Here is a 12404-nt window from a genome sequence, read left to right as displayed (position 1 = left end):
CAGAATCAAACACATGTTCGCAGCCTTGGTCCGCGAGGGCGACAACGCGGGACGCCTTCAGGCGCTGTCCGACGACGGCGTCCCGGTCGGCGCGCCCGTGCGGACCGACGACCTGGCCGCCGAGGTCGCGGCGCACGAGGCCGCGCACCGGCCGCGCTGGCTGTGGGCGTCGACCGAGGAGGTGTACCCGGAGCTGCTGGCGCGCGGCGCGCGGGTGGAGCGGTGCCACGACCTGCGGCACGTCGAGCAGCTGCTGCTCGCGCACCGGGGCGGGCACCGCGAGCCGCGCGACCTGGCGGCGGCCGTGGCCAGGCTGGACGGGCTGCCCGCGCCCGACGACGTGGCCCCGCGCAAGAAGGACGACCAGCCGGTGCTGTTCGAGCCGGAGCGCGCGCCGCTGCCCGGCGGGGTCGACCCGCTGGACGCGGTGGTGCGGGTGCACGCCGAGCAGCGGCGGGTCGCGGCCGGGCTGCCGCCGTCGCTGCGGCTGCTGTTCGCCGCCGAGTCCGCGAGCGCGCTGGCGGGCGCGGAGATGACGCACTTCGGGCTGCCGTGGCGGCGGGACGTGCACGAGGAGCTGCTGGCCGACCTGCTCGGGCCGAGGACCGCGCCGGGGGTGAGGCCGCGCAGGCTCGCCGAGCTGGCCGACCGGATCACGGCGGCGTTCGGCGGGCGGGCGGTGAACCCGGACAACCCGGCGAGCATCGTGCGCGCGTTCGCCAGGGAGGGCGTGGACGTGCCGTCCGCGCGGGCGTGGGTGATCAAGGAGCTGGACCACCCCGCCGCCGAGCCGCTGCTGGCGTACAAGGAGCTGGCGCGGCTGTGGGTGGCGCACGGCTGGTCCTGGTTGGACGCGTGGGTGGCGGACGGGCGGTTCCGGCCCGACTACGTCGTCGGCGGGGTGGTGTCCGGGAGGTGGGCGACGCGGGGTGGTGCGGCGCTGCAGATCCCGCGCTCGCTGCGCACGGCGGTGCGCGCCGATCCGGGGTGGGTGCTGGTGGCGGCGGACGCGGCGCAGCTGGAGCCGAGGGTGCTGGCGGCGCTGTCGCGGGACCGGCGGCTGGCCGAGGTCGCGGGCGAGGACGACCTGTACACGACGCTCGCGGCGGACTCGTTCCACGGCGACCGGGGGCAGGCGAAGATCGCGATGCTGTCGGCGATGTACGGCGGCACCAGCGGCGGGGCGGCGGAGCTGCTCGCGGTGCTGCGGCGGCGGTTCCCGGACGCGGTCGGGTACGTGGAGCGGGCGGCGCGCGAGGGCGAGCGGGGCGGGGTGGTGCGGTCGCGGCTGGGCCGGACCTCGCCCACGCCGTCGCAGGCCTGGCACGAGGCGACGGGGAGCACCGACGACGGGGAGGACGCGCTGCGGCGCTCGCAGCGGGCGGCGCGGGAGTGGGGGCGGTTCACCAGGAACTTCGTGGTGCAGGCGAGCGCGGCGGACTGGACGGCGGCGCTGCTGGGCGCGCTGCGGAGACGGCTGCACGAGCGGGCGCCGGAGGCGCACCTGGTGTTCTTCCAGCACGACGAGGTGCTGGTGCACTGCCCGGCCGGGGCGGCGGAGGCGGTGTGCGCGGAGGTCGTGGCGGCGGGCGAGGAGGCGTCGCGGCTGGTGTTCGAGGGCACGGACGTGCGGTTCCCGCTGAAGGCGGTGGCGGTGGAGCGGTACTCGGACGCGAAGTAGGTGGAAGGCGGGCTGGGGCGGGGACGACCTAACCGGGCGCGACCTGGCCGCCCGGCGGGCACGCGCAAGCGGTCCAGCGGGCCCGCGCAAACCGCCCGGCGGGCACACGCAAACCGTCCAGCGGGCACGCGCAAGCCCCCGGCGGGCACTCGCAAGCCCTCCGGCGGCGGGACAGGGCCGTCCAGCGGCCCCCACCGCCCGTCCGCTGGGTGCCGGAACTTCGGTTTTGTCGCAAGTAGCGCCGGTCGGCCCCTTGCCCTCCGCCCGTGAGAGCGCTCTCATGATGTGACCGCCGCGTGACGAGGAGGTCACCCGAGCCATGTCCGACACCAAGCGCAGACGACTCCTGGCGGCCACGGCCGCGTTGGCCGTGCTGGTCCCTGCGGCAACGCTCGCGGCCGTCTCCGCGAACGCGTCCGTCCCGAGCCAACCGGGCTGGACGCTCCAGTGGAGCGACGACTTCGACGGCCCCGCGAACACGCTGCCGTCGTCGTCCAACTGGATCATCGACCAGGGCCACGGCTACCCCGGCGGTCCCGCCAACTGGGGCACCGGCGAGATCCAGAACTACACGAACAGCACCAGCAACCTGAAGCTCGACGGCTCCGGCAACCTGCGCATCACCGCCCTCAAGGACGGCGCGGGCAACTGGACGTCCGGGCGCATCGAGACCCAGCGCGGCGACTTCAAGCCCCCCTCGGGCGGCAAGCTCGCGATCGAGTCGCGGCTCCAGATGCCGAACGTGACCGGTGACGCCGCGCTCGGCTACTGGCCCGCGTTCTGGGCGCTCGGCTCGCCGTACCGGGGCAACTACTGGAACTGGCCCGCCATCGGCGAGTTCGACATCATGGAGAACGTCAACGGCCTGAACAGCGTGTGGGGCGTGCTGCACTGCGGCGTCAACCCCGGCGGCCCGTGCAACGAGACCAACGGCCTGGGCAACAGCCGGGCCTGCCCCGGCTCCTCGTGCCAGTCGGCGTTCCACACCTACCGGTTCGAGTGGGACACCTCGGTCAGCCCGCAGCAGCTGCGCTGGTACGTCGACGGCCAGCAGTTCCACAGCGTCAACCAGGGCCAGTTCGACGCCACGACGTGGAGCAACATGACCGGCCACGCCGGGTACTTCGTGCTGCTGAACCTGGCGATGGGCGGCGCGTTCCCCAACGGCGTCGCGGGCTTCGGCACGCCGACGGCGGCCACCCAGTCCGGGCACTCGCTGGTGGTCGACTACGTCGCGGTGTGGTCGGCGGGCGGCGGCGGCACGACCCCGACCACCACGACCACTCCCCCGCCCGGCGGCAGCGGCTGGGACGCGTACGCGGACATCCAGGCCGAGCAGGCGACCACGCGCAGCGGCGGGACCGTCGAGTCCGCTTCGGACACCGGCGGCGGGCAGGCCGTGGCGCGGCTGGGCAACGGGAACTCGCTGAAGTTCTCCGGCGTGCGGTTCGGCAGCGGCGGGGCCAGCCAGTTCCTCGGCCGGGTCGCGTCGGGCGCGGGCGCGGGGATCAGCGGGCTGGTCGAGGTGCGGCTGGGCAGCCCGACCGCGGCCCCCGTCGGCAGCTTCTCGGTCGGCGGCACGGGTGGTTGGCAGAGCTGGCGGACGGTGCCCGCGAACATCAGCCGGGTGACCGGGACGCACGACGTGTACGTGACGTTCACCAGCGGTCAGCCCTCAGCGTTCGTGAGCGTGAACTGGGTGAAGTTCGGCAACTGACCAGGTGACGGGTGACCGCCCGCCCTCCCGGCTACCGTGGGACGCGTGTACCGGGAGAGGCGGGCGCACTCGGGCCTGCGCTGCGTGTGGCGGCGCGAGGTCGACGCGGGCGCGGTGGGCGGGCAGGTGCGGGTCGTGCCGGACGGCTGCACGGACCTGCTGTTCTCCCCCGGCGACGGCAGGCTGTTCGTCGCCGGGCCGGACACGCGCGCGCACCTGAGCGCCGGGTCGGGCGCGCTGCACGCGGTGCGCTTCCCGCCCGGCGTCGGACCGTCGGTGTTCGGGGTCCCCGGCGCCGAGCTGCGCGACCGGCGGGTGCCGCTGGACGCGCTGTGGGGCCCGGTCGACGCCCTGCTCGACCGGCTGCTGACCGCCGCCGACCCCGAGGTGGTGCTGGCGCGGGAGTCGGTGCGGCGGCTGCGCGAGTCCCCGCCGGACCCGGTGGCGCGGGTGATCGCGGCGACCGTGGCGCGACCGGGCGGGGTGGCGGGGCTCGCGGACGGGATCGGGCTCAGCGAGCGGCAGCTGCGGCGGCGCAGCGCGGCGGCGTTCGGGTACGGGCCGAAGGTGCTGCAGCGGGTGCTGCGGTTCGACCGGGCGGTGGCGCTGGCGCGCGCCGGGACCGGGTTCGCGGAGACCGCGGCGCGCACCGGGTACGCCGACCAGGCGCACCTGTCGCGCGAGGTGCGGGAGCTGGCCGGGGTGCCCCTGGGCGTGCTGGTCGGGCGGTGACCCTCAGGCGTCGAGCCTGCCGTGCGCGCGCAGGGCCAGCAGCGCCTCGATGGTGACGACGGGCCGCCACTCGTGCTCGGTCGCGGGCGTCCACACCGGCCACGGGAACGTCCAGCCGCCGTCGTCCTGCTGCCCTGCGGCCAGCGCGTCGAGGTCGCGGGCGAGCTCCTCGGCGGTGAACCAGCGGGCGGCCAGCGACTCCGGGGTGGGCGCGTAGTCGTGCGGCTTGTGCACCTCGCCCGCCGCGTACCCCTCGTGCACCGCGCCCGTGCCCAGCTCGACCAGCCCCTGCGCGCGCACCAGCTCGCCGAGCTTCCCGGCGGCCTCCTCGGCGCGCGGCCGGTCCGGGACGTGGTCGAGGAACCGCAGGCAGGCGTTGACCTCGTACGGGTGCGACTTCTCCAGCGAGTCGACGCGCTCCCAGCAGAACGCGGTGGCCGCGTCGAGCCAGGGGTGCTCGGCGCCGATCTTGTGCAGGGTGCCCGCGAGCAGGCCGGTCATCAGCAGGTCGCTGGCCGGGTCGGCGACCCACCAGGGCGCGGACGGGCCGTCCGAGGCCAGCGAGTTCGGCACGCCGCCGTCGGCGTTGGTGATCGTGGTGAGGAAGTCGCAGGCGGCGGCGCCGTGGGAGCGGTCGCCCGCCTCGTCGAGCAGGCTGAGCGCGGTGTGGACGTGCAGCGGCTGGCTGGCGGGCCCGCGCCCGTCGGGTTCGAGGGCGTGCCCGAACCCGCCGTCGTCGTTGCGGTGCGCCAGGACGGCGTTGACGACGGGGGCGGCGGGACCGCCGTCGAACAGCAGGGCGAACCTCCGCTGCTCCAGGGCGCGGGCGTGCAGCCAGACGAATTTCCGGGCTCGTTCGATCATGCGACCGACCCTAGGCGCGGGGTGGGCGCGCGGTCTTGAAGGAAACGGACACGTCCCCGAACGGGGTCGGCGGGCATCAGCGTCCGGGCATCAGCGTCCGGGCGCGGCGCGCAGGGCGTCCCGCCCCAGCTCGGCTGGGCTGCGGTGCCCGGACAGGCCGAGGGTGAGGTCGAAGTCGGCGAGCAGCGAGCGCAGCACGTGCCGCACGCCCTGCTGGCCGCCGTGCGCGAGCCCGTACGCGTAGGGCCTGCCCAGCAGCACCGCGCGCGCCCCGAGCGCGAGCGCCTTGAGCACGTCGGCGCCACCGCGCACGCCCGAGTCGAACAGCACCTCGATCCGACCGGCGACCGCGTCCACGACCTCGGGCAGCGCGTCGAGCGCGGCCACCGCGCCGTCGACCTGCCTGCCGCCGTGGTTGGACACCACGACCCCGTCCATCCCGGCGTCGGCGGCGCGCAGGGCGTCATCTGGGTGCAGGACTCCCTTGAGGACGATCGGGCCGTCCCAGTGCTCGCGCAGGAACGGCAGGTCCTCCCAGCGGTGGTCGGTGCCGGTGAACATCTGCACCCAGCGCAGCACGGCCTCGGTCAGGTCCTCCTCGGGCGGCGCGCTCAGACCGGCGCGGAACACCGGGTCGCTGAACGGGGTGGCGGTGCCGATGCCGCGGATGAACGGCAGGTAGGCGTGGTCGAGGTCGTGCGGGCGCCAGGCGAGGGTCCAGGTGTCCAGGGTGACCACGAGGGTGGTGAACCCGGCCTTGCGGGCGCGGTCGAGGAGGCTGGCGCACACCTCGGGCTCGTTGGGGCGGTAGAGCTGGAACCAGCGCGGCCCGTCACCGGCGGCCTCGGCGACCTCCTCGATGGTGTGCGAGGAGGCGGTGGACAGCACGAACGGCACGCCCAGCTCGGCGGCGGCGCGCGCGGTGGCCAGCTCGCCGTCCGGGTGCAGGATCGACTGGACGCCGATCGGGGCGAGCAGCACGGGCGCGGGCATCTCCGTGCCGAGCACGGTGACCCCGAGGTGCCGCTGGCTGGCGCCGGTGAGCATCCGGGGCACGATCCGCCACCCGTCGAACGCCTCCCGGTTGGCGCGGGCGGTGGCCCCGCTCCCGGCGGCCCCGGCGACGTACCAGTAGGGACCGGGCCCGAGCCGCTGCCGGGCCGACTCGGCCAGGCCCTCGGGATCGGTGGTGAACGGCGGCACGGTGCCCGCCAGACCTTGGAGGTAGATCTCGTTCTGGTAGGCGGCGAACTGAGCAGTCACGTCGTTCCACCTCCGCTGGGCCGCACCGCACCGCTTCGGACTGCAGATCATGCTGGTGCCACCCCGCCCCACCCGCAAGCCGCGACCCCGCGGGGGTGCGGTGACGCGTGGTCGGGCGGGACGGGGCGGGACGGGGCGGCGAGGGCGGGGGCGGCGGACGGCGGCCACCCGCCGGCGCGACGGCACAGGGGTGGACGTGCGAGAGCCCCACCCGCGTGGTGCAGGCCTGCGGGTGGGGCTCTCATGTGGCCGGGCCGGGCCGGGCCGGGTTGGGTTGGGTTGGCTGGCGGCTGGCCGGTCGATCGGCTGGTTGACCGTGCGGCGGCGGGCAGTGCGGGCGCGCCAGCCAGCGGGCGCGTCAAACGGCGGGCGCGTCGAACAGCGGGCGCGTCAGCCGGCGGGCGCGTCAGCCGGCGGGCGCATCAGCCAGCGGTCCGAATGCTGGCGGGCGCGTCAGCCAGTGGACCGGATGCCGGCGGGCGCGTCAGCCAGTGGACCGGATGCCGGCGGGCGCGTCAGCCAGTGGACCGGATGCCGGCGGGCGCGTCAGCCAGTGGACCGGATGCCTGCGGACCGGCCCCGGTGGCGTCAGCCAGGCCGGTTCGACCCCCGCCGACCGGCGCGCCGCGCGTGGCTCACCCCCTGCCCTCCCCCGCCTCCCTCCGCACGTCCTGCTTCACGTCGCGCTTGCGGGTCGGGCGCTTCGCGCGGCCCGCGTTCGGCCCCCACCGGCCGTCCAGGGCGATCGCGATCGGGGCCGCCGTGACGATCGTCGACGCGGTGCCCGCGACCAGGCCGATCAGCAGGGCGGTGGCGAAGTCGGCGAGCGAGCCGTCGCCGAGCACGAGCAGCGCGGCCAGGACGAACAGGACGCCGATGCCCGTGTTGACCGTCCTCGGGATGGTCTGGAGCACGGCGCTGCCGACGAGCTCCGGGTAGGCGCGCCTCGGATCGGCCCCGCGCAGCTCGCGGACCCGGTCGAACACCACGACCGAGTCGTTGACCGAGTAGCCGATCACGGTGAGCAGCGAGGCCAGGAACACGCCGTCCGCCGTCTTGCCCATCCAGGCGAACGCGCCGACGAGCACGACCACGTCGGCGACCAGCGCGGAGACCGTGGCCAGGCCGAGGCGCCAGTCGAAGCGGTACGCGAGGTACGCCAGCTGCGCGGCCACGGCGATGGCCAGCGCGATCAGCGCGTTGCGGCGCAGCTCGTCGCCGAGGCTGGGGCCGATCAGCTCGTTGGCGACCTGCTCCGCGCCGCCGGTGGCGCGGTCGACCGCCTCGCCGATCCGCGCGGACGCGGCCTCGTCGATCGGGCCGGTGCGCACCGACACGCCGCTGTCGCCGGAGGTGACGACCACGGCGTCCGGGAAACCGGCGTCGGCGAGCGCGGCGCGCACCCGGCCGGTGTCGGCGGAGGCGGCGGTGAACTCCAGCATCCGGCCGCCGGTGAACTCCACGCCGAGGTCGAGGCCGCGCACGGCCAGGCCGGACAGCGCGGCGACCGCGATCAGCGCGGCGGCGACCAGCCAGCGCGTCGGGCGGCGGAACAGCACGATGCCGCGCCCGGTCAGCCAGGTGCGCACCCGGCCGAGGTCGTGCAGACCGCTCCAGCGGGGGCGGCGCTCCAGCACCGGCATGATCAGCTGGAGCAGGACGCGGCTGAGCACGAGCGCGCTGAACAGCGAGGCGATGACGCCGATGGACAGCGTCACGCCGAAGCCCTTGACCGGTCCGACCGCCAGCCAGAACAGCAGTCCGGCGGCGAGCAGGGTGGTGGCGTTCGAGTCGGCGACGGCGCTGAACGCGCCCCGGAACCCGAGGTCGACCGAGCGGGGCATCCGGCGGCGGCGGGCGAACTCCTCGCGGGCGCGCTCGAACACCAGCACGTTCGCGTCCACGGCCATGCCGACGGCCAGCACGAACCCGGCCAGGCCCGGCAGGGTGAGGGTGGCGCCGATCGCGAGGAGCGCGGCGTAGGACACGGCCGCGTAGGCGACCAGGGCGAGCACCGCGACCAGGCCGGCGAGCCGGTACACGCCGATGAGGAACAGGCCGGTCAGGGCGACGCCGATGATCGCGGCGCGGGCGCTGGCATCGATGGCCTCGGCGCCGAGCGTCGGGCCGACGGTGCGCTGCTCGACCACGTCCACCGGCACGGGCAGCGCGCCGGAGCGGATCACCAGCGCCAGCTCCTCGGCCTCGTCCTGGGTGAAGGAGCCGGTGATCTGCGTGCTGCCGCCGATCATGCCGGTGCCGCAGCCGACGGACGGGTCGACCTGCGGCGAGGAGATCACCTCGTCGTCGAGCCGGAACGCGATCTGCCTGCGCGGGTCGCCGGGCGGCGCGCAGGCCGCCTCGGCGCTGACCCGCTGCCAGGCGGCGGGGGCGTCGCCCTGGAACTCGATGCCGACGGTCCACCCGATGCCGCCCTGCGCGGGCGCGGCCTGGGCGTTCTTGATGCCGTCACCGGTCATGACGGCGTCCCCGAGCGCGATCCCGGTCCCGGCCGGGGAGGGCGTGTCACCGACGCCGGTGACGGGGTGGACGGAGAGCTGCGCGGTGCGGCCGAGGACCTCGACGGCCTCGGCCGGGTCCTGGACGCCGGGCAGCTCGACCACTATGCGGCGGTCGCCGGAGCGGGCGAGCACGGGTTCGGCGACGCCGAGCTCGTCAACGCGGCGGCGCAGCACCTCCATGGCCCGGTCGGTGGCCTCGGAGGCGCTCCCGTCGGGCGTCTCGAGCACGATCTGCGTCCCGCCGCGCAGGTCGAGGCCGAGGCGGGGGGCGGTGGTGAGCAGGAGGAAGGCGGACGCGGCGAGAACGCCCAGGGACAGCAGTCCCCGGACGAGCAGTTCCCGCCGCGCGGCTGGGCGCGGCATGGGTGTGGCCTCCGGTACGAGGGGGTGGGGGTGAGGGGTTGCGGTTACCGGAGGTCGGGTGGGGGCGCGCGGCCGTTGAGCGGGACCTGGGCGCGGCGGGCGAGGTCGAAGTGCGCGGCACGGACAGCGGCGGGCCGCGCCTGGGGCGCCGGGGTCCGGTGGACGACGGGCAGCACCCCGTCGAGCGGCTGCCCGACCTGCCCGGCGGGCCCGTGCTTGACCGGGTGCCCGGTGGGCCGCGAGGTGGCGGGCAGGTGGGCGGCGTCGGCGACGGCCGACACGGCGGCGAGCGCGGGCCGGAGGTCGACGTGCTCGACCGGACTGGCGAAGAGGTAACCGGCGACCAGCCCGAGAACCAGCAGAACAGCCCTGCGGACCATCCCACCTCCCGATTCTGGGCTCGATGCCGGTCCTGGTCCCGCGAGCCAACCGCCCGGCTGACCTGGCTGACCAAGCCGGGCAACCACCAAGCTGACCTGGCTGACCGAGCTGGCCAAACCGGCTAAACCGGCCGACGACCTGTTCACCCCAGGCTAGAGGCAGGGGAAGCGGCATCGGGGCTCGGGCAGGGCGGCAGGGCGGAGGCAACACGAGCCGGGTGTGCCTGGGGCCTGGTGGTGGGGCAGGTCTGGGTTGGGCTGCGTGCTGCTGGTTCTGCTGCTGGTGGTGCTGGTTCTGGTGCTGGTGGGTTGGGGTTGGTGGGTTAGCGGTGGTTGCCGCTCAGGACGACTACCGCGCCGCCGAGGACGGCGAAGATCCAGGACAGGACGAGGGGTTGCATGGTGGTCGCGCCCAGGAACAGGCCGGCCGTCCACACCACGAGGATGGAGGTCGACACGGTGAACGCCACGCCTGCCAGTGCCACCTTCGGGCGGTGCAGCGGGACTGCCAGGAGTGCCCGACGGGTGCCCCTGCGGGCGCGGAGGAGCACGATCAGGACCGGCACCGCGCACGCGCCCACCAGCGCCGCCGCCAGGTAAGCCAGCGCCGGGGTCGGCTTGGGCATACCTGCCAGCAGCAGGAGCAGGTCGCCCGCCGACAGCAGCGCGGCCAGCCTGGTGAGCGCGGACCAGATCAGGGCGTGCGCCTTGGTCAGCGACTCGTGCGCGGGCGAGGCGGTGGGTTTGCCGCCGCGCTTGCGCCAGGCCGTGGCCAGGTTGGCCCTGACGTCCTCGTTCTCCGGGTCCAACCGCAGCGAGGTGCGGTAGGCGTGCTCGGCGGTGTCCCAGTCGCCCACGCGCAGCGCCGCGTCACCGAGCACCTGGAACGTCCTGGCCTGCTCCGGCGCGAGCCGCGTCGCCTCCCGCGCGACGGCCACCGCCTCCCGCCTGCCGTCCGGCGCGGCGGCTAACACGTCGGCCAGCACCACCAGGCAGCGCCAGTCCCCCGGCTTGCGCCGCACGCACTCCCGAGCCGACACCACCGCCTCCCGGTGCCGCCCCAGCTCGCTCAGCGCGAGCGCCGCCAAGCGCTGAGCCCACGAGTGGTCGCCGTCCAGCACCAACGCCCGCTTCGCTGCCGACAGCGCGGGATCGGGCTGATCGACGTCCAGGAGCGCAGCCGCCAGCTCGCACCACGCCTGCGCGTGCCGCGGGTTGACCGCCAGCACCGGGCGGAGCAGGTCGATCGCCTTGTAGGGCAAGCCCTTCGCGGTCAACTCGGCCGCCCGGACGAGCACCGCGGTGATCGGTTCGGACATGGCACCTCCCGGAGGTCTCACCCAGTGTGACAGCGCCACTACCAACACCAATGGGCGATGCACCCAGGTCCCGCAGTCGTGAACCGCTGTCACCACACCGGGATCCGGACCAGTGGACCACCGGATGCCTTACCGGACAACGAGGTTGGTGCGTTCATTCAGTTGTGGAGTTGTTCGACACCTCCTTCGGGAGTTGAGGCTGCGTTGAGTAACACCAGCACCAGCAGCAGTGGCGATCAGCAGCGATAGCGCCAAGTCCGGAGAGCGGACGAGATGCAGCGGGGAAGGGCGTGGACGAGGCGCCGCAGGAGAGAGCACGGAAGAAGAGGAGAGATGAAGAGATGTGGACAGTAGGACGGTGTTGGGCAGAGCGGAGGACCAAACGGCGAGACGGCGGCCGGGCAACCGGTGTGGCTTGGTGATTAGCGACCAGGTGATTGGTCGCGGGAGATCGGACCGGCGGTCGAGTTGAGGAGCAGCTGGCGGCTGGTGAACGGCTTGCTCTGCAGCTGACAACTGGGGGCTGCGGTGGCAGCGGCAACCGTGTTGTGAGCGGTAAACGCGGCGATGGGCGGTGGCCGCGCAGTGGACGGCAAACGGGGTGACGGCGTTAGCCGGGTAGGTGGCAGCCGGGTAGCGAGTAGCTGGGCGGTGGGCGGGGTGGCAGCCGTAGTTGTGGTGGCAGTTGGGGCGTTGGGTGGCGGCGGGCGGTAACCGCAGTCGTAGCTGTGCGGTGGATGGCGGCTGCGGTGGCAACCATGGTGGTGGCAGTGGTAGCAACCGCAGTGGTAGCAGCAGTTGCGCGACGGATGGCGGCTGGGTGGTGGCGGTGGCCAGGCCGTAGCCAGGCGCAGGCGGTAGCCAAGCTGTAGTGGTAGCCGGGCAGTGGCGGTAGCCAGGCAGTGGCGGCAGCCAGGCGGTGGCGGTGGGTGCGCGGTGGGTGGGGGGGTTAGGCGGCTGCCAGGGTGCGGGCGTTGCGGTGGGCCTCGGCCAGGGACGTGGCTGCCAGGTCCTTGAACTGGGCCAGGTCCGGGACCAGGTTGGCGTTGGTCATCTCGGCGTGGACGAACTCCAGGTCGTGGTGGAGGCCGATCAGGCTGAAGGCCGCCTTCAGGTACGGCTCCTGGAAGTCGAAGCCCTCCCTCGGGGTGCCCGGCGCGTACGAGCCGCCTCTGGCGGTCACCACGACCACGCGCTTGCCGCTCAGGGCGCCTCTGCCCGTCTCGCGGTCGGCCATGTACGAGCTCTGGGTCACCCAGTCCAGCCACGCCTTCAGCGACGACGTGATCGTGAAGTTGTACATCGGGGTGCCCAGGAGCACGGTATCCGCCGCCTCCAGCTCGGCGCCCAGCTCGCGCGCCAGCGGGCTCTCCTCGCCGCGCATCCGGCTGGCCAGCGCCGCCGCGTCGAGGTGCGGCAGCGGATTGACGCCCAGGTCGCGGTAGGCGTACTCGGCGCCGGGGTGGGCCTGCCGCCAGGCGTCGGCGAACGCGGCGGTGACCTCCCTGGACACCGAGCCCTCGGTGCGCAGGCTCGTGTCGATGTGCAGCAGCATTTCGATCC

Annotated in this window: 9 protein-coding genes; 3 read left to right on the top strand and 6 right to left on the bottom strand. The window is 74.5% G+C overall.

What is annotated here, in order from left to right; translation table 11 throughout:
* Positions 1–13 precede the first annotated feature (13 nt).
* The 3 genes from CNX65_RS05410 (at position 14) to CNX65_RS05400 (ending at position 4130) form a co-directional block, all read left to right on the top strand.
* Entirely contained in the window at positions 14–1681 is a 1668-nt protein-coding gene (locus tag CNX65_RS05410; RefSeq protein ID WP_096491778.1) for a bifunctional 3'-5' exonuclease/DNA polymerase, read from the top strand.
* A gap of 319 nt (positions 1682–2000) precedes the next feature.
* The gene (locus tag CNX65_RS05405) at positions 2001–3398 is read left to right on the top strand and encodes a carbohydrate-binding protein (protein WP_096491777.1); all 1398 of its coding nucleotides are present in this window, start codon (positions 2001–2003) and stop codon (positions 3396–3398) included.
* A gap of 45 nt (positions 3399–3443) precedes the next feature.
* Entirely contained in the window at positions 3444–4130 is a 687-nt protein-coding gene (locus tag CNX65_RS05400; RefSeq protein WP_232519707.1) for a helix-turn-helix domain-containing protein, read from the top strand.
* Between the two features lie 3 nt (positions 4131–4133).
* On the opposite strand, the gene CNX65_RS05395 is transcribed toward CNX65_RS05400, so the two are convergent.
* The 6 genes from CNX65_RS05395 to CNX65_RS05370 form a co-directional block, all read right to left on the bottom strand.
* Entirely contained in the window at positions 4134–4994 is an 861-nt protein-coding gene (locus CNX65_RS05395; RefSeq protein WP_096491775.1) for a hypothetical protein, read from the bottom strand.
* A 90-nt stretch (positions 4995–5084) separates the two neighbouring features.
* Entirely contained in the window at positions 5085–6257 is a 1173-nt protein-coding gene (locus CNX65_RS05390) for a lactate 2-monooxygenase (protein WP_096491774.1), read from the bottom strand.
* Positions 6258–6892: 635 nt separating this feature from the next.
* Positions 6893–9142: a protein translocase subunit SecD gene (secD, locus tag CNX65_RS05385; RefSeq protein ID WP_096491773.1), complete on the bottom strand. Its 2250-nt coding sequence runs from the start codon at positions 9140–9142 to the stop codon at positions 6893–6895.
* 44 nt (positions 9143–9186) lie between these two features.
* Entirely contained in the window at positions 9187–9522 is a 336-nt protein-coding gene (locus CNX65_RS05380) for a hypothetical protein (protein WP_096491772.1), read from the bottom strand.
* 323 nt (positions 9523–9845) lie between these two features.
* A complete protein-coding gene (locus tag CNX65_RS05375) occupies positions 9846–10841 on the bottom strand; it encodes a tetratricopeptide repeat protein (protein WP_096491771.1) in 996 nt (331 codons plus the stop codon).
* A gap of 949 nt (positions 10842–11790) precedes the next feature.
* Positions 11791–12396, bottom strand: coding sequence for an FMN-dependent NADH-azoreductase (locus tag CNX65_RS05370; protein WP_096491770.1), 606 nt, complete (start codon positions 12394–12396; stop codon positions 11791–11793).
* Positions 12397–12404: the final 8 nt, after the last annotated feature.

Source organism: Actinosynnema pretiosum, assembly GCF_002354875.1.
In the GTDB taxonomy this organism is placed as follows: domain Bacteria; phylum Actinomycetota; class Actinomycetes; order Mycobacteriales; family Pseudonocardiaceae; genus Actinosynnema; species Actinosynnema auranticum.
Note: the sequence above shows the minus strand (reverse complement) of the source record. Positions and strands in the feature narration are given on the sequence as shown.